We start from the raw sequence: 25,203 nt of genomic DNA on the forward strand, positions 1-25,203 counted from the left end.
GCACCGAGACATGAAACCCGGCTTCGAGCCGGGTTTTTGTCAGGAGCAGACCTCAGCCGCCATACTGCTCGCTGGTGACCGCTTCCATCCAATCTGCGTGGACGCCGTCCAGCGCTTCCTGCATGGCGACGTGGGTCATTGTCGTCTTTGGACCCGCGCCGTGCCAGTGCTTCTCGCCCGGCTCGAACGAGATCACGTCGCCCGCCTTGATCTCCTGGATCGGCCCGCCCCATGTCTGCGCAAGGCCGGCGCCCGACGTGACATAGAGCGTTTGGCCGAGCGGATGCGTGTGCCAGTGGGTACGCGCGCCAGGCTCGAAGCTGACCAGCGTGGCCCGCAGCCGCGCCGGCGCTTCCTTCTCGATGATGGGCGTCTGCAGCACGCGGCCGGTGAAATACTTCTCCGGTGCGATGATGGTCGGCACGCTGCCGCAGGCAATGATCTTCATCTCTGGTGACCCCTGAGTTCAGTAGAACCTACCCTGCCCCGGTGCTCGCTACCACCCCAGCCGAGGCCAGAACAGGCCGGCACGTACGCGATAGTCCGCGTAGGCTCCGGCCAGCGGCGTGCGCGAAAATTTCTTCTCTTCGTCCAGCGCCGCAAACACATAGAGGATAGCGATCCCGGCGACCGGCACCAACGCCCAGACCGACCAGGTCGCGATCCCCCAGCCGATCCAGAAGACGATGTAGGACGTATAGAAGGGGTGGCGGACATGGCCGTAGGGGCCGTGGGTCAGCAGGCTGTGCGGATCGTCGGGTGCGAAGACGAAGCGCAGCCGCACCTTGCGCGACGTGACGATCGCCCACCAGAACAGGGCAGAGCTCGCCAGTTCGACGGCAAGTCCGGTGAGCTTTGCCGAACCCGGCTGCGATTGGATCCAAAGGGTGGCGAGAAAGAACAGCGCCGTGGCGATGACCGCCGCCGAAATCACCATGGCGCCTGGAGACATCGCCTGCGATTGGAAATGCGCCCGCATCGACCAGACATATTGGCCAAGCATCGCGATGCTGCAGATCGAGACAAGAAGATCGAGGACTGGTTCCATTGTCGGGATTCCGCGCGTGATTGCCATGGAGCCAGCGATCGTGCCGGCTATCTCTTTAGAAATCCTTTCTTAACCACATGTTTAAAGAACATATAGAGCCAGCGATGCGATGTTGGCGGTCAGGCAAATCTCAAGGTCTAATCCAGCATGAGCATCACTCACCGCACCATCCGCACGCCGCAGGCCGACTTGCGCCTCAGCCAGTCGTCTGGGTCCGGCATGCCCATCGTCATGATCCATGGGTCGGGCAGTTCGCGCGCCGTGTTTGCCCGTCAGTTCGATAGCCCGCTTGCCGACGGCCATCGGCTGATCGCCTTCGACCTTCCCGGCCACGGCGAGTCCTCCGATGCCCGCGACCCGGCGACCGCCTATACGATTACCGGCCTTGCCCAGTCCACAGCCCGGCTTCTCGACGCTTTGGGCATCGGCCACGCCATCATCTTCGGCTGGTCGCTCGGCGGCCATGTGGCGGTCGAACTGGCCAGCTTTCACCATGCGGTCAGCGGCCTGGTGCTGACCGGAGCGCCGCCGGTGTCGCGAGGGCCGCTTGGCATGCTGCGCGGCTTTCACGCCAACTGGGACATGCTGCTCGCCTCCAAGAAGGTCTACTCCGAACGCGACATCGAGCGTTTTGAGGCTCTGTGCTACGGCGACACCGCCAGTCCGTCTTTCCGCGAAGCCATCAGGCGCACCGACGGTCGGCTTCGCGCCGGCGTGGCGCGCTCCATGTTTGCGGGCAAGGGCGCCGACCAGAAACAGGTGGTCGAGCACGCTCCGTTCCCCGTCGCGGTGATCAATGGCGAGCATGATCCGCTGGTGCGGCTAAGCTATTTCGAGACCGTCGCCTACAGCTCGCTGTGGGAACAGTGCCATGTCATACCAGGCGCCGGCCATGCGCCCTTCTGGGAACGTCCGGACCTGTTCAACCCGTTGCTGTCGCGCTACGCCGAGATGGTGGTGAAGCAGAGTGCAGCCGCCACGCCCACGCGCCGCACCCAGGCAAGCTGAAATCGCCCGACGGTTCTGATCCCCGGGTCTTGCCTCGGCCGCCTGACGGCGGCGCGATTTCTATTTTCCTTGCCCTCCCGGCTAACCCGTGGGACGATGGGTTGGGCAGGTGGCTAAATGAAAACAACCCCGCCCGCGACGGTCGAACAGGCCGGCCGCCGCTCACGACAGGGTGCGATCGGCGCAAAACCGTTTCCACTTTTGCTGATCGCACTCCAAGGGCAACGCCTGAGTGGAGGTCAGCCATGGGTACTCGCGCCGGAGGACGACGCACGGGACCGAAATGCATTGCCATAGTCGGTCCCTTTGCAAGCGGTAAGACGACACTTCTCGAAGCCATCCTCGCCCGTACGGGCGCCATCCCCCGCCAAAATCCCGTTTCATCGGGAAGCACCGTTTCCGATCATTCGCCCGAGGCGCGGGCGCACGCCATGAGCGTCGAGGCGACCTTTGCCACCACCGAATTCATGGGCGAGCAGATCACCTTCGTCGACTGTCCCGGATCGATCGAATTCTCCTTCGAGGCCGAGCCGGTGCTGGCAGCCTGCGATCTCGCGGTGGTCGTCGCCGAGGCCGACGAGAAGAAGATCCCAGCCTTGCAGCTCATCATGCGCAAGCTCGACGATCTCGGCGTGCCGCGCATCCTGTTCCTCAACAAGGTCGACAAGGCAATCGCCGGCGTACGCGATACGCTGAAGATGCTGCAGCCGACGAGCGCGGCGCCGCTGTTGCTGCGCCAGATTCCGCTGCGCAAGGACAATGTGGTGATCGGTTCCATCGACCTGGCGCTAGAGCGCGCCTACATCTACCGCGAATATGCCGAAAGCCAGGTTGCCGAAATTCCAACTGACGACAAGGCGCGCGAACTGGAGGCTCGCTTCTCCATGCTGGAGACGCTTGCCGACCATGACGACCAGTTGATGGAGCAGTTGCTGGAGGAGATCGAGCCGCCGAAAGACGCGGTCTTCGACGATCTGTCCGCCGACCTGCGCGCCGGCGCCATAACGCCGGTGCTTATCGGCACCGCCGAAAAAGGCAACGGCGTGCTGCGCCTTTTGAAGGCGATCCGCCATGACGCACCGGATGTCGAGGCGACGCGCAAACGGCTCGGCGTCCCCGACGGCAATCACACCGTGGTCCAGGTGATGAAGACCATCCACACCGCGCATGGCGGCAAGCTGTCCGTGTCGCGCGTACTCTCCGGCCAGATCGCCGATGCAGCCGAACTCTATTTGTCGAATGGCGAGACGGCGAAGGTCTCCGGCATCTACAAGATGCTCGGCAAGGACCAGTCCAAGCTCACCGCTGCCAAGGCCGGCGACACGGTGGCGTTGGGCAAGCTGGACGAGGTCAAGACCGGCCAGACGTTGAGTTCCACGAAGGGCGGTATCAAGCCGCTGGTCACGCTTACGCCGCCGCAGCCGGTCTTTGCCTTTGCGCTACGGCCGAAGGAGCGCAAGGACGAGGTCAAAATGTCGGCGGCCATCCAGCGCCTGGCCGAGGAAGATCCCTCGCTCACCTTGCGCCACAACCAGGACTCGGCCGAGACCGTGCTGTCCGGCCATGGCGAGATGCATCTGCGGGTCGTGCGCGAGCGGCTGGAAGGCAAGAATCAGATTCCGGTCGAAGGCCATGCGCCTGCCGTCCCCTATCGCGAGACGATCCGAAAGACGGTGCAGCAGCGCGGCCGCCACAAGAAGCAGTCCGGCGGCCATGGCCAGTTCGGCGATGTGGTGATCGAGATCAAGCCGCTGCCGCGCGGCTCCGGCTTTCAGTTCTCGGACACCATCACCGGCGGCGTCGTGCCCAAGACCTACATCCAGTCGGTCGAAACCGGCGTGCGCGATTATCTGAAATCCGGCCCGCTCGGCTTCCCTGTCGTCGATGTCGCCGTCAACCTCTCCGACGGCTCCTACCACGCCGTCGATTCCTCCGACATGGCTTTCCAGATGGCGGCCAAGCTGGCCATGAAGGAAGGCATGGCGGCCTGCTCGCCGGTGCTGCTCGAGCCGGTCATGAAGGTCGAGATCGTCACGCCGTCCGAAGCCACTTCGAAGATCATCGCGCTGATCCCGCAACGGCGCGGCCAGATCCTTGGCTACGACGCGCGGCCTGACTGGCCGGGATGGGATGTCGTGGAGGCGACCATGCCGCAGGCCGAGATCGGCGACCTGATCATCGAACTGCGCTCGGCGACCTCCGGCGTCGCCAGCTATCGTTGCGCCTTCGATCACATGGCCGAGCTGACCGGTCGGTTGGCCGACGAGGCGATGAACGCCAACGGCAAGGCTGCCTGACAGGCCGAAGGATGATCCGCACAAAAAACGGCGCCCGGATGACCCGGACGCCGCTCTTATTGCGGACCGTCTTCTTGGGAGGAAAACGGCAGGTCCGCCGCACGTATCCGCCGCGCCATGCGGCACTGACAGACGAATAGGTTCGGACGCGGTAGCCGCCTGAGCCCGGATCTTCCGAGTGATGCCCCCATCTCCCGGTCGAACCACACCGCGTCCTATGATCTGCTTAAACGATGAATCGCGCCTGCGGCATGTTACCTGAGGTTACATGTCACTGTTACGCGGCGATTTTGCTCGATTTTTCGCTGGCTACGGCAGGCCCGGAAACAAAAAAGCCGGATCAATGAAGATCCGGCTGAGTTTGATTGGAAGTGCCTGTTAAGGCTAACCTCCAGAGGGGAACACTCGAGGGCGCTAATGGGAGGAGAACGCGCCCAGGAGATGATCTATATATGTGCTGTTCATGCCCAAGAAACAAGCATCTATTTTGCAACACACGCATGCAAAAAGGTACAGGCTGTGGTCTAACCCATGTCTAGGGGCCATAGGACCACGAAAAGTTGCCAAATGAATGGCGCGACCGTGCGGTTGCCTTCGCAGAACCGCAAGTCGGGCTGATTCTCGCGCTCGCGGGCAAAAAGCCGAATGACGTTGAATCGGGCAGCAGGCGTTTATTTTTGCGGCAGCGGGATGGGAAGGGTCGGCCGGAAGAAGGGAGACCTGACATGCGGACACCCCAGGCGATCGCCGGCAGCGCGGTCTTCTTCATCGCCGCACCTTGTGTCGTGGCCGGGCTGGTGCCCTGGCTGCTGACGGACCGCTACCGTCTGCCGCTGTCGACGGTGCCCGGCTTCGTGCCGGCTGGCTCCATCCTAATCGTCGCGGCCATCGCCCTGCTCGTCCATTCCTTTGCCCGCTTCGCGCTCGAAGGCATGGGCACGCCGGCGCCTGTAGCACCCACCGAGAGACTGGTGATCGGCGGCGTCTACCGCCATGTCCGCAACCCGATGTACGTCGCCGTGCTGTCGATCATCCTCGGCCAGGCGTTGCTGTTTTCAAGCTGGAGCGTCGCTGCCTATGCCGCCATCGGCGCGATCGTCATGGGCTCTTTCGTCAGGTTCTATGAGGAGCCGACTCTCGCCCGCCGCTACGGTGGCGAATACGAGACCTACCGCCGCAATGTTCCCGGCTGGCTGCCACGGCTGACGCCTTGGCGGGGGTGACCAGCACCTCCCAAGGGCATGTTTAAAATGACCAGCTGCGCGCTTTGGCGATGATGAAGTCGCGGAAGACGTGCAGCTTGGCCTGGTTCTTCATTGCATCGGGATAGGCGAAATAGGTGTCGAAGGACGGCACCTCGGTCTCCGGCAAAAGCTGCACCAGATCCGATTCCTTGGAGATCACGTAGTCGGGCAGCATGGCGATGCCGGCGCCGCCCTGCACGGCGCGCTTGATCGACAAGATGTCGTTGATCTGCAGCGTCGGCACCCTTTGCCCACCGTCGAAATCGCCGATCGTTTCCAGCCAGTTCAGCTCCGACAGATGCGACGGCACCGGCACACCGAAAGTGACGATGCGATGGTTCTTCAGATCGGCGACCGAGGTCGGCTTGCCGTGCTTGCCGACATAGGACGGCGAGGCATAGAGGTGGAAATGCACGGTGAACAGGCGGCGCTGGATAAGGTCGGGCTGCTGCGGCTGGCGCAGCCGTATCGCGCAGTCGGCCTGGCGCATGGTGAGGTCGAGTTCCTCATTGGCCAGGATCAGCTGCAGGCTGATTTCCGGATAGAGCTCGATGAATTCCTGCACCCGCTCGGTCAGCCAGCCGGCGCCGAGCCCGACCGTGGTCGTTACCCTCAGCACGCCTGAGGGACGGTCCTTGGCCTCGGTCAGCTTCGACTTGATGGTCTCCAGCTTCATCAGCACGTCATGCGCCGTGCGGAACAGCATTTCGCCCTGCTCGGTCAGCACCAGGCCGCGGGCATGGCGATTGAACAGCGGCACCCCGACATCATGTTCGAGCGCGCTGACCTGGCGTGAAATCGCCGATTGCGACAGGTGCAAAGTCTCGGCGGCATGGGTAAACGACCCAGCCTCCGCCGCTGCGTGAAACACGCGAAGCTTGTCCCAGTCCAACGCCATTGAGTTCCCCTCGTTCTGTTTTTGGCGTCTGAATGAAAAATCAGGCTTTTGAACGGCTTGCGACGCCGTCTTGATAGATTTTATTCCGCCGCTTCGCGGTGCACCTCGATGCCGGCCAGGTATTTTTCCGCCTCGAGCGCGGCCATGCAGCCGAGCCCGGCGGCGGTCACCGCCTGACGGTAGATATCGTCGGTCACGTCACCGGCGGCGAACACGCCGGGCACATCGGTGCGGGTCGAATTCGGCGCCGTCCACAGATAGCCGTTCGGCTTCTGCTTCAGCTTGCCGACAAACAATTCCACCGCCGGCGCATGGCCGATCGCCACGAACACGCCGTCCACCTGGAGATGGCTGACCTCGCCGGTCATCGCATTTCTGAGCTTCAGCCCTTCGACCGAAGGCGGCAGCGGCGTCTTGCCGGGCCGGCCGGTGATCTCGTCGACGATCGTGTCCCAGATGACTCGGACATTGTCCTTTTTCAACAGCCGCTCACGCAGGATGCGCTCGGCGCGGAAATCGTTGCGCCGGTGGATGACGGTCACGCTCTTCGCCAGATTGGAGAGATAGAGCGCCTCCTCCACCGCCGAATTGCCGCCGCCGATGACAGCGACATCCTTGCCGCGATAGAAAAAACCATCGCAGGTGGCGCAGGCCGACACGCCGAAGCCCATGAAGGTTTGTTCGGTGGGGATGCCCAGCCACTTCGCCTGCGCACCGGTGGCGATGATCAGCGCATCGGCCGTGTAGGTGGTGCCGGAATCGCCCGTGGCGCGGAACGGCCGCACATTGAGGTCGACCTCGGTGATGATGTCGTTGACGATGTCAGTGCCGACATGCTCGGCCTGCTTCAGCATCTGCTCCATCAGCCACGGGCCCTGGATCGGATCGGCGAAGCCCGGATAGTTTTCGACATCGGTGGTGATCATCAGCTGGCCGCCCTGCTGCAGGCCGGCGACGAGCATCGGCTTCAGCATGGCGCGCGCGGCGTAGACCGCCGCCGTATAGCCGGCCGGGCCGGAACCGATGATAAGGACAGGCGCGTGCTTGGTGGTCATCTAAAGCCTCTGCGGGGCGGACAATCGAGTGTGCCTTGGAAAAAGACGTGAAACGGTGCTGGTAATGTAAGGGTTGCCAACCACACCAGCAAGACGATCAGGCCGTCGTCCCCGGAAAGCTTCGGCCCACAGGCTTATTCGCGCAATGGCCGCTTCCGTTACGGTCGCAAAATCGCCCGACCAAGGGCTGGCATCGCCACAAAAGTCGTTTAATGACGAGATCGCGAAAGATTCTTGCGCTAAGCAGAGACCGCCATGCCCCTGAAAGCCGACCTCGACGCCATCGACTGGAAGATTCTGCGCGAGCTTCAGGCCGACGGGCGCATGACCAATGTCGAACTGTCGAGCCGCGTCGGCATTTCCGCGCCGCCCTGCCTGCGCCGTGTCCGGCGGCTGGAGGAAACCGGCATCATCAAAGGCTATCGCGCTTTGCTCAACGCGCCGGCGCTCGGCATGGATGTCGTCGCCTTCTGCCTGATCGGCCTGCATCACCAAGCCGACGCGGAGCTCAAAGCTTTCGCCGAGCGCACTCGCGGCTGGCCGATCGTGCGCGACGCCTGGATGGTCTCGGGCGAATCCGACTTCCTGCTGCATTGCGTGGCGAGCGATCTCGGCACGTTCCAGACCTTCGTCATTGAAGAACTGGCCTCGGCCCCCAATGTCGACACGGTGCGCACCGCGCTGACCATCCGCCGCGTCAAGGACGAAGGGCTGGTGGCGTTCAGCGCCCCATGATCGTCCTAGATTCGGGCGAGCGACTCGATAGCCCCCAAAAGCGCTACCAGATCATCGGGGTTGCGCAGCGGCAGAACCTCGAAGCCCGGCTCATTATTTCCCTCGCCATCCACCAGCCAGCCGCGCGGCAGGCCGGCACGTTGTCCGGCCTGCATATCCGCGGGCTTGTCGCCGACGATCAGCGAGCGTGTGAGATCGAGGCCGAGGCGCTGCTGGGCCTCGAGCAGCATGCCCGGATTGGGCTTGCGCATCGGGTGGTCGGCGACCGCCAGTGACCCGCTGCCCGCCTCGTGGTAGGCGCAGGCCAGAACCATGTCGACGAAGGCATCGCCGGCGGCAAGCAGCTCGAGAACCCGGCCGTTGACCGCGGCAAATTCCTTCCAGCCGAAATAGCCGCGCGCGATGCCGGACTGGTTGGTGACGATGACGACCGGGATGTTGCCCCGGTTGGCGGCGGCGATGACCGACACGATGCCGTCGCGCAGCACCATTTTGCCGGGATCGTCGGGATAACCCGTATCGACATTGATGGTGCCGTCGCGGTCGAAGAACAGCGCCGGCGTCCCAGCGAGAAAGGACTGCATACCCACCCGCTCAACCCACAGGCCGGGTTCAGCCAGCGGGTATGGACCGTAGGCCCCGGTGTCAGCCATTTGACAGACGGTCTTCCACCACCTCGCAGAGATAGTGGTAGAGGCAGAGATGTCCCTGCTGGATGATCGGCGTCGAGGTCGAGGGCACGTTGAGCAGGATGTCGGTGAGCGGCTTCAGCTTGCCGCCGGTGTCGCCGGTCAGGCTGATCACCGTCATGTCCATCATCCGTGCCTGTTCGGCGGCAGCCAGAATGCTCGGCGAATTGCCGCTGGTCGAAATGGCGAGCAGCACGCCACCGGCCGCGCCATGCGCCTCGACCTGGCGCGAAAACACCGTGTCGAAGCCGTAGTCGTTGCCCCAGGCGGTCAGCATCCCGGCGTTGGCCGGCAGCGCAATGACATTGTAGGCCTTGCGCTCCTTAAGGAAGCGGCCGACCAGTTCGGTGGCAATGTGGATGGCGTCGCTGGCCGAGCCGCCATTGCCGCAGACCAGCAGCGCCTTGCCCGAGGAAAGCGCGGCGACGACCGCACTCACAGCACGTTCCATCTCGGCGGTCAGGTCACGCTCGACTGTCGCGGTGATCGCGGCCGCCGAGCGGACCAGATAGTCATTCAGTCCGGGCATGAAATCCCTCAGTTGGTACCGCCGCCGGCGCGCAATTTGCCGATCGTGCCGGTGGTGCTCTTGCCGGCGACAAGGTCGACCAGGACGACGCGGCCTCCCGCCTTCTGCACCACATCGGCGCCGACAACGGTTTCGACGGTATAGTCGGCGCCCTTGACCAGAATGTCGGGCAGCAGCGCCTCGATCAGCGCCAGCGGCGTATCCTCTTCGAACACCACGACCGCATCGACCGAGGCCAGGGCGGCGAGCACGCAGGCACGATCATGCTGATCGTTGACCGGGCGCCCGGCGCCTTTCAGCCGACGCACCGAGGCATCGCTGTTGAGGCCGAGCACCAGCCGGTCGCACTGGCTGCGCGCCGCGTGCAGAAGACTGACATGGCCGGCATGCAATATGTCGAAACAGCCATTGGTGAAGCCGACGCTCAGGCCCTCGTCCTTCCACGCCGCTACCATGCGCGCGGCCGATGCGGCATCGAGGATGGCGTCCTTGTGGGCGGTCGGGCCGTGCGAGCGGAACAGCGCGCCGGTGAGTTCCTCCACGGTCAGCCGCGCGGTGCCGCGTTTGCCGACCACCACACCGCCGGCGGCATTGGCGATGGAGGCGGCCATGATGCGATCGGCGCCCGCGGCCAGAGCCAGCGCGAAGCTCGCGATGACCGTATCGCCGGCGCCCGAAACGTCGAACACTTCGCGCGCCTGGGTGGCGATGTGGCGCGCCTCATCCGCGCCGACGACGCTCATGCCCTTTTCGCTGCGGGTGGCGACGACGAAGTCGAAGCCATGTGCCGAAATCAGCTGGCGTGCCGCCGCGACGATCTCGTCGTCGGCGAAAACCGGGCGACCGACAGCTTCGCCAAGCTCCTTGCGGTTGGGCGTGATGGCGGTCGCGCCGGCATAGCGCGCATAGTCGCGGCCCTTGGGATCGACCAGCACCGGTTTTCCCGCCTCGCGGCAGATGGCGATCAGGTCGGCGGCGACGCCGTCGAGCAAGATGCCCTTGCCATAGTCGGACAGAATGACGATGTCGGCGCGCGTGAGTGCGGCGCGAAAATGCCGGACCAGGTCCGCCCGTTCCTTGTCGTCGAGCGGCTTGATCTCTTCCTCATCGAAGCGCAGCACCTGCTGATTGAGCGCGCTGAAGCGGCTCTTCGACGACGTCATGCGACCGCGCTCCTGCGCCATATCAGCCGTATCGGCGCCGAGTTCGCGCAGCATGCGCACCAGATTGTCGCCGGCCATATCGGTGCCGATCACCGATATGGGAATAGCGCTGGCACCCAGCGAGACGATGTTGGCGACAACGTTGCCTGCGCCGCCCATCGTCGAGGTCTCGCCGCGCCCGTGCAGCACCGGGATCGGCGCTTCCGGCGAGATGCGCTCGATGACGCCGTTGACGAAACGGTCGAGGATGAAGTCGCCGACCACCAGCACGGCAACGTCGCCAAAGCGGGCAATGGCGCGGTGCAAAGGTTCGGGCGAAGGCGGATTGTGCTTGATCATGTCACTGGCAATGCGAGGGAAAGGCCGACCTCAATCACGCTGAAAATTGTCAATTTACGGGCCGGATCGTTCATGGCGAAGCCGATATACCGCAAATCCGCGCAGCGCAACGTCAGGGCGGCCGTCAGCTCTTCTGCAACGCGACGTGGACGCCCAGTCCGACCAGCACCGCCCCGCCCGCCCTCTGCATGATGCGCTGCGCACGGCTGGAGCGCTTCAGCCGGGCGATCACCATGCCTGCCAGCAACACGCAGACAATATCTGCCGAAGAGAACATTAGATTGACGATGGTGCCCAGCACGACGAATTGCAGCCACACCGGGAAACCCGCCGAGGCATCGATGAACTGTGGCAGGAACGCCATGAAGAAGATCGCCGTCTTCGGATTGAGCACTTCGACGGTGATGCTCTCGAAAAATGCCCGGCGCGCCGATTTGCGCTCGATCGCCGGCAGCGCCGTATCACCGTCCCCGCGCTTGCGGAACAAGGACACGCCAAGCCAGATCAGATAGAGCGCGCCGATGAGCTTGACCGCCATGTAGAGCGGCGGCACCGCATGGAAGAGCACCGACAGCCCGGCGGCAGCCGCAAAGACATGGAAATAACCGCCAAGATGGATGCCAAGTGCCGCCGTCAGCCCCGACCAGCGCCCGCGCGCCATGGTCTGCGCGGCGGCATAGAGCATCGCCGGTCCTGGAATATAGGCAAAGATCGCCGTGGTGGCGAAAAACGCAATGAGCAGTTCGGTCGACGGCATTTTTTGTCCCCTAGCTTGCGGGCCTCGAATAAAGCGGGCCGCTCCGCGGTCTCACTATGGCGTCGTGGTGCTTCATCGACAGCCCGGCTGCCCTCCCTTATAAGGACCGGAAACGCAAGCAACCAGAGGCCTTCATGATCATCGTCACGGGCGGGGCCGGCATGATCGGCTCCAACATCGTCGCCGCACTCAATGCCGAAGGCCATGATGACATCCTCGTCGTCGACGACCTCACCGACGGCCACAAGATCGCCAACCTGGCCGATTTGCAGATAGCCGACTATCTCGACAAGGACGAATTCTTGGCCACCTTGGAAGCCGGCGACCTAGGCCGCGTCGAGGCCGTCTTCCACCAGGGCGCCTGCTCGACCACCACGGAATGGAACGGCAAGTTCATGATGGACGTGAACTACGCCTTCTCAAAGCGCTTGCTGCATGGCTGTCTTTCGCTGCGCATACCGTTCCTCTATGCCTCCTCGGCTTCCGTCTACGGCGGCGGTTCGGAGTTTCGCGAGGATCCCGCACTTGAGCGGCCGCTCAACGTCTACGCCTATTCGAAGAAACTATTCGACGACTATGTCAGGCGCACCGTGTTCGACACCGATCATTCGCAGGTCGCGGGCCTGCGCTACTTCAACGTCTATGGCCCGCGCGAGGCGCACAAGGGCGCCATGGCCTCGGTCGCCTTCCATCTGTTCAATCAGGTCGGGCGCGGCGAAAACCCAAAGCTGTTCGGCGCCCATGACGGCTTCGGCCCCGGCGAACAAAGCCGCGACTTCATTCACGTCGGCGATGTCGCCGACGTCAATCTGTGGCTGTGGAAGCGCGGCTCGAGCGGCATCTTCAACTGCGGCACCGGCCGCGCCCAGCCGTTCCGCGCCATTGCCGAGACCGTGATCGATACGCTGGGCCAGGGCGAGATCGAGTTCATCGAATTCCCCGATCACCTCAAGGGCAGCTACCAGAGTTTTACCCAGGCTGATATGTCCCGCTTGCGCGCAGCCGGCTATAATGGGCAATTCCGCAGCGTGGAAACTGGCGTCAGAGACTATGTCGAATGGCTGAAAGCCCAACGATCCTCGTGATCGGCCCACGCTGGGTGGGCGATATGGTCATGGCTCAGTGCCTGTTCTCGGCATTGAAGGAGCTCCATCCCAACGCCGCCATCGACGTGCTTGCCCCGGCCTGGGCGGCCCCGCTGGTCAAGCGCATGCCCGAGATTCGCCAGCAGATCGATTTCCCGCTGCAACCCGGCGCGCTTGAATTCATCATTCGCCGCCGCTTCGGCCGCCTGCTGCGCGGCCGCTACGACATGGCCTACGTCCTGCCGGGTAGCTGGAAATCGGCGCTGATCCCGTTCTTTGCCCGCATTCCGCGCCGTTTCGGCAATTTGCGCGAAATGCGCTATGGCCTGCTGACCGACATCTTGCCGCTGCCAGATGCCGTCAAACGGCACACCGCGCAGGCCTATTTTGGCCTCGCCCAAGGCGGACATTTCCGGCCGCCGCGGCTCACTGTCGACGCCGGCAATCAGAAAGAGCTGCTCGCTCGCTTCGCACTTCAGCCGGGAAAATTCGTCGCCATGATGCCCGGCGCCGAATTCGGTCCGGCCAAACGCTGGCCTAGCGAAAGCTATGCCGGCCTCGCCAGAGAGATGATGGCGAAAGGATTCAAGGTCGCGTTGTTCGGCTCGAAGAACGATCGCGACGTCACCGCCGAGATCGCAGCACTCGCGCCCGGTGTCGTCGATCTGGCAGGAAAGACGCGGCTGGAGGACGCCATCGACCTGATCGCCGCGGCCAGGCTGGCGGTGTCCAACGACAGCGGGCTGATGCATGTCGCGGCCGCCGTCGGCACGCCGGTCGTTGCCGTCTACGGTTCGACCTCGCCGGAAAACACGCCGCCGTTGGCTGAACAGCGCGAACTGATCTGGTTGCATCTGTCCTGTTCGCCCTGCCACCGGAAGGTCTGTCCGCTCGGCCACCTCAACTGCCTGAAGACGCTGGACGTTGCCCGAGTGGCAGCGGCGGCGGACAGGTTGCTGGAACTCCCGGCCGCCGCATGAAGGTGTTGATCGTCAAGACCTCCTCGATGGGCGACGTCATCCACACCTTCCCCGCCGTCGAAGATGCACGCCGCAAGCGCCCCGATATCGCCTTCGACTGGTGCGTCGAAGAGGCCTTTGCCGGCATCGTCGCGCTGCATCCGGCGATAGCAAAGATCCATACCGTCGCCATCCGGCGCTGGCGCAAGCATCTGTTCAACGCCGGCACATGGCGGGAGGCGACAAGCTTGCGCCGCGCTCTGCAAGCAGGCGAGTACGACCTCGTCATCGATGCGCAGGGGCTGCTGAAATCGGCCCTGGTGGCGAAACAGGCAGCGGCACCAATCGCAGGTTTCGACCGCGCAAGCGCGCGGGAGCCCTCGGCAACGTTGTTTTACCAGCGCAAATACGCCGTGCCGCGCAACCTGCACGCCATCGAACGCACGCGCCGGCTGTTCGGGCTGGCGCTCGGCTACGAGCCCGATCTTTCGGCGCTCGCATCCGGGATTGTGCCGCCTCCCGGCGGCCTGGCCGGCATTGACGGCAAGACGGCCTTCCTGCTGCACGGCACCAGCCGCGAGGACAAGAAATGGCCCGCCGAAGACTGGATCGAAACGGCTCGCCTGCTGGTTGGTAGCGGAATGACGCCGGTCACCACCTGGTCGAACGAGCGTGAGAAGGCGGTGGCCAAGGCGATCTCGAAAGCCGTGCCGTCAACGATCGTGGTGCCGAGATCGCCGCTGGCAGACATTGCCGCGATCCTTGGCCGCTCGACGCTGGTTATCGGCGCCGACACCGGTTTGACCCACCTCGCCAGCGCCTTCGGCCTGCCGACGGTCGCGGTGTTCCTGGCGACCGAGCCGGGTTTGACCGGCCCGCGCGGGCAATATGCCTCAACGTTGCTGGCCGCAGCGGGGGAGCGCCTCATGCCGGCACAGGTGGTGCCGGAAGCAGAAAAGCTATTAGCCCTTAAGCTCCAAGCTTCGGCATAGGACCTTCCAGCAATTCTGAGGTGCTAGATAAATTGCACCTGGACGATCTCATAACCCCTGGCGCCGCCGGGGGCGTTGACCTCGATGGCGTCGCCGACTTCCTTGCCGATCAGCGCGCGCGCGATCGGCGAGGAGATCGAAATACGGCCCGATTTCACATCCGCTTCCTGGTCGCCGACAATCTGGTAGGTCTTCTTTTCCTCGGTGTCCTCGTCGACCAGCACCACCGTGGCGCCGAACTTGACCTTGTCGCCGCTAAGCTTGGTGACGTCGATCACCTCGGCCCGAGCAATATAGTCTTCCAGTTCGTTGACACGGCCCTCATTGAGGCTCTGCGCCTCTTTGGCGGCATGATATTCGGCATTTTCGGACAGGTCGCCATGCGAGCGCGCTTCGGAGATCGCCTCGATGATACGCGGCCGCTCTTGCTGCTGGCGCCAGCGCAGTTCTTCCTTCAATGACGCGAACCCCTCGCCTGTCATCGGGACCTTGTTCATGATGCCTGACCTTTCCTGCCGCCACCCCCGCATTTCGGGGAAAGCCTTGTCGATGGGTATAAAAAGAAAACGGGTCCGGCAGCCTCGGGCTAACGGAACCGTTTCACCGCAATTTTCCCCAATATAGCGATCCTCGCGCGTTTTTCACGCTGAAAAAGCAGGCTTTTTGAAAAATCATGAGCCGACTTGCGCAATTGCCGTCACGGCATGTGCAGCGTGTTGCAGTTGCGACAACAAAAACCGGCTGCGATTGCTCGCAGCCGGCCCAGAGAAGCCGTTGGGGTGGGGTCAGCTTCTCATGAAATGGTAGATCTGTTCGGCCAGCATGCCGTATTCGCGCGAATCTTTGCCCGTCCGCTTCTCGATCTCGGCCAGCTGCGCCTGGGCGCCGGCCAGATCGCCGATCTGCAGATGGGCCTCGCCGAGATATTCGCGCACCAGCGTGTAATCCGGGTTGATGCGGAGCGCTTCCTCGTAATAGCCGAGGCCGACGGTGACACGGCCGGAATGGCGATGCGAATAGCCGAGATAGTTGAGGATGCGTGGATCCTGCTTGTTGGCGGCAAGGCTGAGCACGGCGATCGCCTCATCATAACGCCCGGCCATGGCCAGGTCGTGACCAGCATCGTAGATGTTGTCGTCGTCCAGCATGCCGTACTTCGGCGCGACGCATTTCTGCTTTTTCTTGTCCCAGACCTGCCCCTTCTTGCACTGGGTGGTGGTCTCGGTACCACCGCCACCGCCGCCGGCCGCAAACACCGGAACCGCAAAGAACTGCAGCGCCACAAGCGCCGCAGCCGCCTGGATCAACACTCTTTTATGCATCGAAGCCTCCTTGAGGGATAATGACGATCTTGAGGGATAATGACGATAATGAAAAGCTAACGCCGGGATGCAGACTTTTCATCCCGGAAACCCGCAGCCGCCGAAACTATTTGTGCGGCCGTGCCTAACCTGAATTCGGTCAAAGGCGGGAGCCAGGGATCAGAACATGACGTGACGCGCGCTGCAAATCCGCTATCATTCCGGAAATGATCAGCGGGGGTGCCCGAGAGTGCAACAGCGCCGTGAGCGGGAATGGGAGCTATCGATCGGCCCGGACACCGTGCGCCTGTTCATTCTCAAGGCAAAGGGACTGAGTGCTGCCGTCAACGAAGACTATGCCGACGGTGCCGAGCATGAGGTCGAGCTCGATGGTGAATCACATGCCAATCACCACCATGACGGTCTGGCGGAGGAAAGCGCGGAAGACCTCACCGAGGAAGAGCTGCGCGAGCTGATCAACGACCTCAACGTCGACGAAGCGGCCGAGTTGATCGCGCTGGCCTGGGTCGGCCGCGGCGACTATGACGCAGCGGAATGGTCCGATGCGGTTGCCGCCGCGCGCGACCGCGCCAACAAGCGCACGGCGAAATACCTGCTCGGCATGCCGCTTTTGGCCGACTGGCTGGAAGAAGGGCTGGAAGCGATTGGCGCGTAACGGCGTGGTTACCGTTCGTGATGGGCCGCAGGCAACCTCCGGGCGCTCGCGCCGTTGAGGAGGATGGGGTCGCTTGTACTTTCCCGAACATGCAGAGTTGCACTGGTCATGGTCGTCACGGCTCTGCTGCTGACGCCCCTGCTGACGCAAGCCGACGCCAAACAGCGCAAGAAGCATTACACGCCGCTGTCACAGCGGTTGGAGCAGCTGTTTTCACCGCGGGTCGACTCGCATCCTAAGCCGCGCAGTAAGCACCGCCAGAAGCCCAGTCCAAAGCGGCACATCACGCCAAAGCAGGTGGAACAAAAGACCCCGGATAAAAAGCCCTCGCCCGCCGATGTTCCGGTGCAGCCCTCGCGCGTTGTCCCGCTGCCCGAGGCGCGTCCTTCAGAGGCGCCGAAGACCGGCGCGGCACCGATCGAAAAGCAAAAGGCCGAAGGTCCGAACCCCCTTGGCGCGCCCAACCGGTCCAATGACGATCGATTCAACGAAGAAAAGTCCCGCTTTAAAAAGCAGGCGCGGCCCGGACCGTCAGCCCCGAAGCCGTCGACCGATAGGCAAAGCGAGCCCGAGCCGCCGGCCGCGGCGCCGATTCCGACACAAAAGCCAGACACTTCGGAACCTGAAGCTCAGCCGCCGGCCGTTGCCCCGCAACCACCTGAAAAACCCGATGCCGGCGACAAGAAGATGCTGCCCGATGCGCGCTCGGCCGAAGTGCCCGATGCAAAAATGCCGGCGGCGGAAGTCGCCTGTCGCGAGCGGCTGATGGCCCTTGGTGTCGAATTCGAGGAGCATAAGGCGGAAAGCAATCCCGACATCGGCTGCTCGATCCCCTATCCCCTGGTGCTGAAGTCGCTCGGAAAATCCATCGCCATCGGACCCACGACCGAACTCAACTGCCCGATGGCCGAGGCGGCAGCCCGCTTTGCCGCCGAAATCATCCAGCCTGCGGCGAAAGCCGAGTTCGGCGCCGACCTGAAATCGATCAACCAGGCATCGGCCTTTGTCTGCCGGCCGCGCAACGGCACGCGCCATCTGTCGGAACATGCCTTCGGCAATGCGCTCGATATTGCCAGCTTCACGTTGTCGGATGGCAGAAAGGTCGAAGTCGGTCCAACGCCGCCCGAGAAGGACGGCAAATTCCTCAATGCGGTGCGCAAGGCCGCCTGCGGACCGTTCAAGACCGTGCTTGGGCCGGGCGCGGACCCGGACCATTCCCTGCATTTCCATCTCGATCTCGAACCGCGCCGGAATGGTGGCACTTTCTGCCAGTAATGGCCCTCCAGTGATCGTCATGCCGGTGATGGTCTGGCTGCCGCATTTCGGCCGCAGGCATGAACGTGGACGCTGAGTTTTCCTTTACCCTTGATCGTTAAAATCCCATCGATCAAGGACAGGATTCCGCCCATGGCCGCAATATTTCGCGCCGCCGCGAAGGCAAAAAGCGCAGCGATACTGGCCACCGGTCTTGCGCTGGCCGCCGTTTCGGCTTGCAACACTGGCAGCGTGCTGTCGCTGCAGCCGGCCGTCGATGTCGGCTCGCAGACCGCGGCCGTGCCGCAATATGAAGGCATGCAGAAGCTCGTCCCGTCCAATCCCTATATGACTGCCGCCTATCCGCGCATGGACGAGCCGATGTCGGAGCCGCAGCAGATGCCGGCCAGCGAAACCGATTGCCGTGGCGAGCTGAAGCGCCTTCGCGTCGTCTACACCGATGTCCAGCCGATCCATGAGGGACAGTGCGGCATAGACTGGCCGGTCAAGGTCTCCGCCATCGGCGGCATCCAGATGAAGCCCGCCGCGACATTGACCTGCGACATGGCCGCAAGTTTCGCCGCCTGGACCAGCAACGAACTGGTTCCTTCCGCCCGCTGGCGCTATTTCTCGGGCGTCAAGACCATCCACCAGGGCTCAAGCTATTCCTGCCGCAACATCGCCGGCGAAGGAGTCCTGTCCGAGCACGGCAAGGGAAACGCCCTCGACGTCATGAGCATCGAGCTCAACAACGGCGACGACATCGACGTGCGCAAGCCCGGCCTGTTTGCCTTCCGCACCCGCGGTTTCCTCAACAATGTGCGCGCCGACGGCTGCCAGTATTTCACCACCGTGCTCGGTCCCGGCTACAATTACGATCACCGCAACCATTTCCATTTCGACATCAAGAACCGCAAAAGCGGCTACCGCGCCTGCCGCTAAGGCGTTTCACCGTTCAGAAATCAGTCGGGATTGGCGTTCCCGGTGGAAGCGATGATTTGCTCGGCCACCAGATCCTGGATGCGCCAAAGGTTCCTGTCGCGGATACCGCTCTCTTCCAACTTGCTGACGGTTCGGAACAGGTATTGAGCCGACGAGCCCCAATGCCCGGCAGCCCGCGCCAGCGTGTCGGCAACCTGCTCCAATGGCAGCCGGCCCGCATAGGCCCTGCCGTCTGGCGCGGCGACGAAAGCCAAGGCCCGCAACGGCCCATCCTTGGTCTTGACCTTGATCCAGCATGGCACGTTAGTCGGCGGGTTGGCATCGATCTCGCGGCGCATCAACTGGCCAAGTTGCCCGACATGGTCTTCCGCGGGCAGCCGATAGACGATGCCGTTGCAGCTGCCGCCTCGATCGAGCGCCAGCATCAGCGCCGGCAAATCACGGGTTCCGCGCCAACGGGTCAGCGTCAGGCAGAACGAGCGGTGCCATCCTGGCGCCGTGGCCGGGCGCTGCTCGACATGGGCGAATTCGGGGTTCCAGATCAGCGACCCGTAGGCAAAGACCCATAGCGCTTCAGGCCGATGCTCCGACAGAAGTTGCTCGACAAGACTATCGAACTCCGCGTCCGTATGCTCGGTTGTTCCGGGCTCGGGACCCGCATCCGGTTCGACACGCTCGACCCTTGCGACAAGGTCCGCGGTCAATGCCATCGAGCTGCGACCCACCGGCTTCTTATCCATTGCTGCTCACCCCACGCAAAAACGATGGCCGACGATAGAACGGCTGCTCGCCGCTGGCCATTGATTTTCAGGGTCCGTCAGGCACAGATACCGCACGGATCGAGCCGCTTTCATGAGCCGACGAAGCCTGCAACGACGCGCATTGACCTGGCTCGCCGCTCTTCTGGCGGTCTGGCTGGCCCTCGCCTATGTCGCTGCGCCGGAATTCTGGACGGTTCGCGACCGCGGCTTTCGCACGCAGACTTTCGAGATGGTGACACACACGCCGCAAGGCATTCCGGGCGACCCGATCAATATCGGCCTTGTCGGTACCGAAAAAGAGATGGTCCATGCCTTCGCCATGGCCGGATGGGATACGGCCGATGGCGTGACGCTAAAGACCGCGATCGAAATCGGTGAGAGCGTGCTGTTCGACCATCCCTATCCTGACGCCCCGGTCAGCCGGCTGCTGTTCGAAGGCCGCGCCCAGGATCTCGCCTTCGAAAAGCCGGTCGGCGGCAGCGCCGACCGGCGCCATCATGTCCGCTTCTGGCGCAGCGATGCGACCGGCGACGACGGCCGAACGCTCTGGATGGGCTCGGCCAGCTTCGACCGCGGCGTTGGTCTCAGCCACGATACCGGCGCCATCACCCACCATATCGCCCCTGACATCGACGCCGAGCGCGATCTCGTGATCCACGACCTGTCGGCGGCCGGCATGGTGATCTCGGTGAGCGACATCCCGGGCATCGGCGCCACCAGGACCGGACGCAACGGCGGCGGCGATCCCTATTTCACCGACGGCAAGGCTGTTGTCGGGGTGCTCAGGCAATTCCCCTGAACCACTGTCATTTTCCAAAAATCATCGCGGACTATTTTCCTGCGGCCCGCCGCAATGCTATTGAGCCCTGATGCTATACGTCGAAATCGCCACCGTGGTCGTCCTCATCTGTGTGAACGGCCTTCTGTCGATGTCCGAGCTCGCCATCGTGTCGTCGCGCCCGGCGCGGCTCAAGGCGATGATCGACCGGGGCGTCAATGGCGCCGGGCGTGCGCTGACGCTCGGCTCCAATCCCGGCAAATTCCTGTCGTCAGTGCAGATCGGCATCACTCTGGTCGGCGTGCTGTCAGGCGCCTTCTCCGGCGCCACGCTGGGCGACAGGCTGTCGGTGTACCTGGCCTCGACCGGCATGCGCGAAAACATCGCCGATCCGCTCGGCGTCGGCATTGTCGTTGCGATCATCACCTATTTCTCGCTGATCGTCGGCGAACTGGTGCCCAAGCAGATCGCGCTGCGCGATCCCGAGCGTGTTGCGGCCCGCGCGGCGCCTGCGATGACCATCCTCGCCACCGTCTCGGCGCCGCTGGTGTTCCTGCTCGACATTTCCGGCCGCGCCATATTGTGGTTGCTCGGCCAGCGCGGCGAGAGCGAGGAAAAAGTCACCGACGAAGAGATCAAGATGCTGGTCGCCGAGGCCGAGCACCACGGCACCATCGAATCTGACGAGCGGCGCATGATCGCCGGCGTCATGCGGCTCGGCGATCGCGCCGTGCGCGCCGTGATGACGCCGCGCACCGAGGTCGACTGGATCAATTTGCAGTCCGATGAGGGTGCCATCCGCAAGCTCTTGATGGAGACCCAGCATTCGCGCCTGCCGGCCGGCGATGGCGGCGTCGACGTCATGGTTGGCGTTGTTCAGACGCGCGACGTGCTGGCCGCCCTGCTTGCCGGCCGCGCACTCGATCCGCGCAAGCATGTGCGCGCCGCCCCCATCGTCTACGATCAGGCCGACGCGCTGGATGTGCTGCAGAAGCTGAAGGAATCCGACGTGCCGATGGCGCTGGTGCATGACGAATACGGCCATTTCGAAGGGATCGTCACGCCTGCCGACATTCTCGAGGCCATCACCGGCGTCTTCCGGGCCGATACCGACGCCGGCGACGAGGAAAACGCCGTCAAGCGCGAGGACGGCTCATGGCTGCTCGCGGGATACATGCAAGCCGACGAGATGGCTGACGTTCTCGGTATCGACCTGCCGGAAAATCGCGATTACGAGACCGTCGCCGGTTATGTGCTGTCGCACATGCACCATCTGCCGGCGACCGGCGAATGCGTCGACGCGCAAGGCTGGCGTTTCGAGGTCGTCGACCTCGACGGCCGCCGCATCGACAAGCTGATCGCCACCCGGCTGCCCAGCGGCCATCGCGAAGTGGTGCGTTGACGCTCTGCCGTCAAAGCGAATAGCGCCCTCAGACCGCGGCTTCGATCGGTTCGGCAAGCTTCGGATTGGAGCGCGAGGCGATCAGGCAACTGGCCACGATCAGGGCCGCTCCAGCCAGCGTGGTCCAGGTCGCCGCCTCGTCGAAGAACAGCCAGCCAAACACGATCGCCCAGATGAAGGCGGAATACTCCGTCGGGATTAGATATTGCGCTTCGGCCCGCGCGTAGGACCAGCTCATCAGGAACTGGCCGGAGAGCGACAGCGCCGTCACCCCGGCCAGTGGAAGCAAGAGATTGCCCGGCAGGGCAACCGCGAGCCAGGGAGCGGCGGGGAGAAGGACGGCGGCAACGCACAGGTTCTGGAACAGCATGATCTCGACTGGTTTGGCCACCAGCGCCTGCCGCCGCGAGAGGATCAGATTGTAGGCGTAGAACACCGTCGATGCGAGCACCGCCACCGTGCCAAGCAGGGCATCCCCGGTATAGTTCCCTTGCCCGAACTGTCCGGCCATGATGATGACGACGCCGGCGATGCCCGCCAGCGACGCCCAGATCGCCTGGCGCTGTATGCGTTCGCCCAAAAGCAGCGCCGCCAGCAGGAGAGCGAACAGCGGCGCGACGAAACTAAGCCCGATCCCATCCGCTAGCGGCAATCTGGCAAGGCCCCAGAAGAACGACAGCAGAACGATGCCCACGATCACGGCGCGCAGCGCGTGTAGCCGCAGCACGGAAGGCGTGGGAAGGGAACGCGGCCCCGCCGCCCAGGCCGTGCCCGCGACCACGCTCGCAAGCATGCTTCGCCACAGCACCGTGTTGTAGACACCGACGGCGATGACCAGGATTTTCATCGCCGCATCCATGGCGGACAGAAGGAAGATCGCAAGTGCACAGACCAGCACCGGGGTCATGGGGGAAACGACGCCTGACAGGCTGGGTGACTTCACGGGGCATGCTCATGTGATGGATCGCAGCCGGATATATCAGGGGAGGACGGACAGGCCAGATGGCAGGGCCGTGCATATGGCGGTCCAACCGATCTTCGCAGCCCCTCGATTTGAATTCGGTGCGTTGGCAGCGCCTTTCGCTATCGGCCCCAGCCTGCCCTCACCCATGATTGATCCGCTGGAAGAATGGCAAAAGCAGCCAAAGCCTCTATATCGATTGTCATGGATGCATCGAACGAACACGCGCTAAACGACGAGCTTCTCCAAGATATCCAGCGCCTGTCCTTCGAGTATTTTCTCAACGAGGCCAACCCTGCCAACGGCCTGGTCGCCGACCGCAACACGCCAACGTCGCCTGCCAGCATAGCCGCTGTCGGGCTCGCTTTGTCGTCCTATCCCGTCGGTGTCGAGCGCGGTTTCATGACGCGCGATGCCGCAATCGAGCGGACGCTCGCCACGCTTCGCTTCTTCTGGAACGCCCCGCACGGGCCGGAGCCCGATGCCACCGGCTACAAGGGTTTCTACTATCATTTCCTCGACATGAAGACCGGCCGCCGCGTCTGGAATTGCGAACTGTCCACGATCGATACCGCACTTCTGCTTGCCGGTGTTCTGGCTGCCGGCGCTTATTTCGACGAGGACGATGAGCTCGAACTGGAAATCCGCAAGCTTGCCGATGCGCTCTACCGCCGTGCCGACTGGCGCTGGGCGCAGAACGGCGGCGCCACCGTCACCCATGGCTGGCGGCCTGGAAAAGGCTTTCTGCGCTACCGCTGGGAAGGATTTGACGAGGCGCTGATCCTGTACGTTCTGGGTCTCGGTTCGCCGACCCACTCGCTGCCGCCCGAGAGCTACGCGGCCTGGCTGTCCACCTATAAGTGGAAGACAATCTACGGCCGCGAGATGGTCTATGCCGGCCCGCTTTTCATCCACCAGTTCTCGCATATCTGGATCGATTTTCGCGACATCCGCGATGCTTTCATGCAGGGTCACGACAGCGACTATTTCGAAAACAGCCGCCAGGCGACGTATCTGCAGCGCGATTACGCAATCCGCAATCCGAGGGGGTTCGCGGGCTATGGCGAGAATTGCTGGGGCGTCACCGCCAGCGACGGCCCAGGTCCGATCGCGCGGCGAGCCGATGGACGCCGCTTCTTCGGTTATCTCGCCCGCGGCGCACCGTTTGGCCCCGATGACGGCACGCTGTCGCCATGGGCGGCAATCGCCTCCTTGCCTTTTGCGCCGGAAATCGTGCTGCCGGCGCTGCGCCATTTCCACGAGATGGACCTGCGCGACGGCAACCCTTACGGCTTCACCGCGAGCTTCAACCCGACGATCGCTGCCGACGACGGCCGCGCCTGCGGTTGGGTATCGCCGGACCATGTCGGCATCAACCAGGGGCCGATCGCCCTGATGATCGAGAACTACCGGTCCGACTTCCTGTGGCGATTGATGCGCCGCGTGCCGGCCATCACCACAGGACTGCGCCGGGCCGGGTTTTCCAGCGGGTGGCTGTGACAGGCGGCGATCCTTCGCGCGGGATCGTCAAGGCATCAGCGCGACCTTGCCGGTCCGACTCCACCATCCGGCCAAGGGAGCCGAGAGCGCCTCTTCACGTGAATGAAAAAGGGCGGCGCAAACGCCGCCCTTTGGAAAAATCATCGATCCTTGGGAGGATAAGGCTCAGGCCGCCTGGGCTTCGCCGGCAATCGCGTCGGCCTGACGCGCTGCCTTGAGCACGCGGGCCCACCAGGCAACGTCGTTGACCAGCGCCGTGGCAGCCTGGTTCAGATGCTCGATCTCCTCGAGCTTCTTCTCGCCCTGGCGCACCGCCAGGAAATCGCTCCAGGCAATGTGAACGGCGGATTTGACCGGCGCCATCTGCAATTCGACCGCGGCAAGACGCAAATGTTCGACAGCGCGCGAGCCGCCGACGCTGCCATAGCCGACGAAACCGGCCGGCTTCTTGTTCCATTCATTGGCGGCGTAATCGATGGCGTTCTTCAGCACGGCCGTCGGGCCATGATTGTATTCGGCGGCGGTGAAGATGAAGCCGTCGAACTCGGCGACCTTCTTTTGCCAGCGCTGGGCAACTTCGTTCTGCGACGGCGCCCAGGCGGACGAGGCGACCTCGTCGAAGAAGGGCAGCGGCCAGTCGCGCAGGTCGACGGTCTCGACGTCGATGTCGGCATGAGATTTCGCGATCTTGGCGATCCACTGGGCGGGCACATCGGCGAAACGCGCGGCGCGTGTCGAACCGACGACGATGGCGATTTTGGGCTTGGACATGGGGCTCTCCATATATGCAAAAGCTGGTATCGTTTGGATACCGGCGCTATATGAGATAC

At 63.3% G+C, this 25,203-nt stretch carries 26 protein-coding genes; 13 read left to right on the top strand and 13 right to left on the bottom strand.

Annotated elements, in window-relative coordinates; all coding sequences use genetic code 11:
- Window positions 1-52 precede the first annotated feature (52 nt).
- Both NKK52_RS16610 and NKK52_RS16615 read right to left on the bottom strand, forming a co-directional pair.
- Entirely contained in the window at window positions 53-448 is a 396-nt protein-coding gene (locus tag NKK52_RS16610; protein WP_023683764.1) for a (R)-mandelonitrile lyase, read from the bottom strand.
- A 48-nt stretch (window positions 449-496) separates the two neighbouring features.
- On the bottom strand, window positions 497-1,048 hold the full coding sequence (locus NKK52_RS16615) for a methyltransferase family protein (protein ID WP_023683763.1): 552 nt from the start codon (window positions 1,046-1,048) through the stop codon (window positions 497-499).
- 147 nt (window positions 1,049-1,195) lie between these two features.
- On the opposite strand from NKK52_RS16615, the gene NKK52_RS16620 reads away from it, so the two are divergent.
- The 3 genes from NKK52_RS16620 (at window position 1,196) to NKK52_RS16630 (ending at window position 5,576) form a co-directional block, all read left to right on the top strand.
- Window positions 1,196-2,056: an alpha/beta fold hydrolase gene (locus NKK52_RS16620; protein WP_023683762.1), complete on the top strand. Its 861-nt coding sequence runs from the start codon at window positions 1,196-1,198 to the stop codon at window positions 2,054-2,056.
- Between the two features lie 245 nt (window positions 2,057-2,301).
- Complete coding sequence (locus NKK52_RS16625; RefSeq protein ID WP_023683761.1) at window positions 2,302-4,353, top strand: elongation factor G; 2,052 nt, start codon at window positions 2,302-2,304, stop codon at window positions 4,351-4,353.
- 725 nt (window positions 4,354-5,078) lie between these two features.
- Window positions 5,079-5,576, top strand: coding sequence for a methyltransferase family protein (locus NKK52_RS16630; protein ID WP_023671969.1), 498 nt, complete (start codon window positions 5,079-5,081; stop codon window positions 5,574-5,576).
- A 22-nt stretch (window positions 5,577-5,598) separates the two neighbouring features.
- On the opposite strand, the gene NKK52_RS16635 is transcribed toward NKK52_RS16630, so the two are convergent.
- The gene (locus NKK52_RS16635; protein ID WP_023671970.1) at window positions 5,599-6,495 is read right to left on the bottom strand and encodes a LysR family transcriptional regulator; all 897 of its coding nucleotides are present in this window, start codon (window positions 6,493-6,495) and stop codon (window positions 5,599-5,601) included.
- An 80-nt stretch (window positions 6,496-6,575) separates the two neighbouring features.
- Entirely contained in the window at window positions 6,576-7,550 is a 975-nt protein-coding gene (gene trxB, locus NKK52_RS16640) for a thioredoxin-disulfide reductase (protein ID WP_023671971.1), read from the bottom strand.
- Between the two features lie 255 nt (window positions 7,551-7,805).
- On the opposite strand from trxB, the gene NKK52_RS16645 reads away from it, so the two are divergent.
- Window positions 7,806-8,285: an Lrp/AsnC family transcriptional regulator gene (locus NKK52_RS16645; protein WP_023683760.1), complete on the top strand. Its 480-nt coding sequence runs from the start codon at window positions 7,806-7,808 to the stop codon at window positions 8,283-8,285.
- A 5-nt stretch (window positions 8,286-8,290) separates the two neighbouring features.
- On the opposite strand, the gene NKK52_RS16650 is transcribed toward NKK52_RS16645, so the two are convergent.
- The 4 genes from NKK52_RS16650 to NKK52_RS16665 all read right to left on the bottom strand — a co-directional run bounded on the left by NKK52_RS16650 (window position 8,291) and on the right by NKK52_RS16665 (window position 11,762).
- On the bottom strand, window positions 8,291-8,938 hold the full coding sequence (locus NKK52_RS16650; protein ID WP_023683759.1) for a D-glycero-alpha-D-manno-heptose-1,7-bisphosphate 7-phosphatase: 648 nt from the start codon (window positions 8,936-8,938) through the stop codon (window positions 8,291-8,293).
- Window positions 8,931-9,503, bottom strand: coding sequence for a D-sedoheptulose-7-phosphate isomerase (locus tag NKK52_RS16655; RefSeq protein WP_023683758.1), 573 nt, complete (start codon window positions 9,501-9,503; stop codon window positions 8,931-8,933). The genes NKK52_RS16650 and NKK52_RS16655 overlap by 8 nt, the downstream gene beginning before the upstream one ends.
- A gap of 8 nt (window positions 9,504-9,511) precedes the next feature.
- Window positions 9,512-11,005, bottom strand: a complete 1,494-nt coding sequence (gene rfaE1, locus NKK52_RS16660; protein ID WP_023683757.1) for a D-glycero-beta-D-manno-heptose-7-phosphate kinase — start codon at window positions 11,003-11,005, stop codon at window positions 9,512-9,514.
- Window positions 11,006-11,129: 124 nt separating this feature from the next.
- The gene (locus NKK52_RS16665; RefSeq protein WP_023671977.1) at window positions 11,130-11,762 is read right to left on the bottom strand and encodes a LysE family translocator; all 633 of its coding nucleotides are present in this window, start codon (window positions 11,760-11,762) and stop codon (window positions 11,130-11,132) included.
- A 134-nt stretch (window positions 11,763-11,896) separates the two neighbouring features.
- On the opposite strand from NKK52_RS16665, the gene rfaD reads away from it, so the two are divergent.
- From rfaD to waaC, 3 genes are read left to right on the top strand one after another with little or no spacing between them, the layout of a single operon-like run.
- A complete protein-coding gene (rfaD, locus tag NKK52_RS16670; protein WP_023683756.1) occupies window positions 11,897-12,847 on the top strand; it encodes an ADP-glyceromanno-heptose 6-epimerase in 951 nt (316 codons plus the stop codon).
- Window positions 12,820-13,827, top strand: a complete 1,008-nt coding sequence (waaF, locus tag NKK52_RS16675; protein WP_023683755.1) for a lipopolysaccharide heptosyltransferase II — start codon at window positions 12,820-12,822, stop codon at window positions 13,825-13,827. The genes rfaD and waaF overlap by 28 nt, the downstream gene beginning before the upstream one ends.
- On the top strand, window positions 13,824-14,798 hold the full coding sequence (gene waaC / locus NKK52_RS16680; protein WP_023683754.1) for a lipopolysaccharide heptosyltransferase I: 975 nt from the start codon (window positions 13,824-13,826) through the stop codon (window positions 14,796-14,798). Before waaF ends, waaC begins: the two co-directional genes overlap by 4 nt.
- Window positions 14,799-14,821: 23 nt before the next feature.
- Here the strand turns inward: waaC and greA are convergent, their stop codons facing one another.
- Window positions 14,822-15,295 (bottom strand): transcription elongation factor GreA, encoded by a 474-nt coding sequence (gene greA / locus NKK52_RS16685; protein ID WP_023683753.1) that lies wholly within the window; start codon window positions 15,293-15,295, stop codon window positions 14,822-14,824.
- A gap of 288 nt (window positions 15,296-15,583) precedes the next feature.
- A complete protein-coding gene (locus tag NKK52_RS16690) occupies window positions 15,584-16,120 on the bottom strand; it encodes a tetratricopeptide repeat protein (protein WP_023683752.1) in 537 nt (178 codons plus the stop codon).
- Between the two features lie 229 nt (window positions 16,121-16,349).
- On the opposite strand from NKK52_RS16690, the gene NKK52_RS16695 reads away from it, so the two are divergent.
- From NKK52_RS16695 to NKK52_RS16705, 3 genes are all read left to right on the top strand, one after another.
- Entirely contained in the window at window positions 16,350-16,775 is a 426-nt protein-coding gene (locus NKK52_RS16695) for a DUF3775 domain-containing protein (RefSeq protein ID WP_023683751.1), read from the top strand.
- A 198-nt stretch (window positions 16,776-16,973) separates the two neighbouring features.
- Window positions 16,974-18,050, top strand: coding sequence for an extensin-like domain-containing protein (locus NKK52_RS16700; protein ID WP_023683750.1), 1,077 nt, complete (start codon window positions 16,974-16,976; stop codon window positions 18,048-18,050).
- A gap of 132 nt (window positions 18,051-18,182) precedes the next feature.
- Complete coding sequence (locus NKK52_RS16705; RefSeq protein ID WP_023683749.1) at window positions 18,183-18,971, top strand: extensin-like domain-containing protein; 789 nt, start codon at window positions 18,183-18,185, stop codon at window positions 18,969-18,971.
- A 20-nt stretch (window positions 18,972-18,991) separates the two neighbouring features.
- On the opposite strand, the gene NKK52_RS16710 is transcribed toward NKK52_RS16705, so the two are convergent.
- Window positions 18,992-19,711 (bottom strand): gamma-glutamylcyclotransferase, encoded by a 720-nt coding sequence (locus NKK52_RS16710; protein ID WP_023683748.1) that lies wholly within the window; start codon window positions 19,709-19,711, stop codon window positions 18,992-18,994.
- A gap of 112 nt (window positions 19,712-19,823) precedes the next feature.
- On the opposite strand from NKK52_RS16710, the gene NKK52_RS16715 reads away from it, so the two are divergent.
- The gene (locus tag NKK52_RS16715; RefSeq protein WP_286440051.1) at window positions 19,824-20,531 is read left to right on the top strand and encodes an LssY C-terminal domain-containing protein; all 708 of its coding nucleotides are present in this window, start codon (window positions 19,824-19,826) and stop codon (window positions 20,529-20,531) included.
- A gap of 70 nt (window positions 20,532-20,601) precedes the next feature.
- Window positions 20,602-21,912, top strand: a complete 1,311-nt coding sequence (locus tag NKK52_RS16720) for a hemolysin family protein (RefSeq protein ID WP_023683747.1) — start codon at window positions 20,602-20,604, stop codon at window positions 21,910-21,912.
- Between the two features lie 28 nt (window positions 21,913-21,940).
- Here NKK52_RS16720 and NKK52_RS16725 read toward each other — a convergent pair whose 3' ends face one another.
- The gene (locus NKK52_RS16725; RefSeq protein ID WP_050587011.1) at window positions 21,941-22,819 is read right to left on the bottom strand and encodes a DMT family transporter; all 879 of its coding nucleotides are present in this window, start codon (window positions 22,817-22,819) and stop codon (window positions 21,941-21,943) included.
- Between the two features lie 258 nt (window positions 22,820-23,077).
- Between NKK52_RS16725 and NKK52_RS16730 the strand changes: the two genes are divergently transcribed.
- Window positions 23,078-24,373 carry a glucoamylase family protein gene (locus tag NKK52_RS16730; RefSeq protein ID WP_023683745.1) on the top strand — a complete coding sequence of 432 codons (1,296 nt, stop codon included), beginning with the start codon at window positions 23,078-23,080 and terminating at the stop codon, window positions 24,371-24,373.
- 165 nt (window positions 24,374-24,538) lie between these two features.
- On the opposite strand, the gene NKK52_RS16735 is transcribed toward NKK52_RS16730, so the two are convergent.
- Entirely contained in the window at window positions 24,539-25,144 is a 606-nt protein-coding gene (locus tag NKK52_RS16735) for an NADPH-dependent FMN reductase (RefSeq protein ID WP_023671992.1), read from the bottom strand.
- Between the last annotated feature and the right edge of the window lie 59 nt (window positions 25,145-25,203).

It is taken from the genome of Mesorhizobium sp. C277A (assembly GCF_040324395.1).
In the GTDB taxonomy this organism is placed as follows: Bacteria; Pseudomonadota; Alphaproteobacteria; order Rhizobiales; family Rhizobiaceae; genus Mesorhizobium.

Excerpts from the sequence above, each read along its gene's own strand:
- NKK52_RS16610 (WP_023683764.1), bottom strand. The coding sequence starts at position 448 with ATGAAGATCATTGCCTGCGGCAGCGTGCCGACCATCATCGCACCGGAG.
- NKK52_RS16615 (WP_023683763.1), bottom strand. The coding sequence starts at position 1,048 with ATGGAACCAGTCCTCGATCTTCTTGTCTCGATCTGCAGCATCGCGATG.
- NKK52_RS16620 (WP_023683762.1), top strand. The coding sequence starts at position 1,196 with ATGAGCATCACTCACCGCACCATCCGCACGCCGCAGGCCGACTTGCGC.
- NKK52_RS16625 (WP_023683761.1), top strand. The coding sequence starts at position 2,302 with ATGGGTACTCGCGCCGGAGGACGACGCACGGGACCGAAATGCATTGCC.
- NKK52_RS16630 (WP_023671969.1), top strand. The coding sequence starts at position 5,079 with ATGCGGACACCCCAGGCGATCGCCGGCAGCGCGGTCTTCTTCATCGCC.
- NKK52_RS16635 (WP_023671970.1), bottom strand. The coding sequence starts at position 6,495 with ATGGCGTTGGACTGGGACAAGCTTCGCGTGTTTCACGCAGCGGCGGAG.
- trxB (WP_023671971.1), bottom strand. The coding sequence starts at position 7,550 with ATGACCACCAAGCACGCGCCTGTCCTTATCATCGGTTCCGGCCCGGCC.
- NKK52_RS16645 (WP_023683760.1), top strand. The coding sequence starts at position 7,806 with ATGCCCCTGAAAGCCGACCTCGACGCCATCGACTGGAAGATTCTGCGC.
- NKK52_RS16650 (WP_023683759.1), bottom strand. The coding sequence starts at position 8,938 with ATGGCTGACACCGGGGCCTACGGTCCATACCCGCTGGCTGAACCCGGC.
- NKK52_RS16655 (WP_023683758.1), bottom strand. The coding sequence starts at position 9,503 with ATGCCCGGACTGAATGACTATCTGGTCCGCTCGGCGGCCGCGATCACC.
- rfaE1 (WP_023683757.1), bottom strand. The coding sequence starts at position 11,005 with ATGATCAAGCACAATCCGCCTTCGCCCGAACCTTTGCACCGCGCCATT.
- NKK52_RS16665 (WP_023671977.1), bottom strand. The coding sequence starts at position 11,762 with ATGCCGTCGACCGAACTGCTCATTGCGTTTTTCGCCACCACGGCGATC.
- rfaD (WP_023683756.1), top strand. The coding sequence starts at position 11,897 with ATGATCATCGTCACGGGCGGGGCCGGCATGATCGGCTCCAACATCGTC.
- waaF (WP_023683755.1), top strand. The coding sequence starts at position 12,820 with ATGGCTGAAAGCCCAACGATCCTCGTGATCGGCCCACGCTGGGTGGGC.
- waaC (WP_023683754.1), top strand. The coding sequence starts at position 13,824 with ATGAAGGTGTTGATCGTCAAGACCTCCTCGATGGGCGACGTCATCCAC.
- greA (WP_023683753.1), bottom strand. The coding sequence starts at position 15,295 with ATGAACAAGGTCCCGATGACAGGCGAGGGGTTCGCGTCATTGAAGGAA.
- NKK52_RS16690 (WP_023683752.1), bottom strand. The coding sequence starts at position 16,120 with ATGCATAAAAGAGTGTTGATCCAGGCGGCTGCGGCGCTTGTGGCGCTG.
- NKK52_RS16705 (WP_023683749.1), top strand. The coding sequence starts at position 18,183 with ATGGCCGCAATATTTCGCGCCGCCGCGAAGGCAAAAAGCGCAGCGATA.
- NKK52_RS16710 (WP_023683748.1), bottom strand. The coding sequence starts at position 19,711 with ATGGATAAGAAGCCGGTGGGTCGCAGCTCGATGGCATTGACCGCGGAC.
- NKK52_RS16715 (WP_286440051.1), top strand. The coding sequence starts at position 19,824 with ATGAGCCGACGAAGCCTGCAACGACGCGCATTGACCTGGCTCGCCGCT.
- NKK52_RS16720 (WP_023683747.1), top strand. The coding sequence starts at position 20,602 with ATGCTATACGTCGAAATCGCCACCGTGGTCGTCCTCATCTGTGTGAAC.
- NKK52_RS16725 (WP_050587011.1), bottom strand. The coding sequence starts at position 22,819 with ATGACCCCGGTGCTGGTCTGTGCACTTGCGATCTTCCTTCTGTCCGCC.
- NKK52_RS16730 (WP_023683745.1), top strand. The coding sequence starts at position 23,078 with ATGGATGCATCGAACGAACACGCGCTAAACGACGAGCTTCTCCAAGAT.
- NKK52_RS16735 (WP_023671992.1), bottom strand. The coding sequence starts at position 25,144 with ATGTCCAAGCCCAAAATCGCCATCGTCGTCGGTTCGACACGCGCCGCG.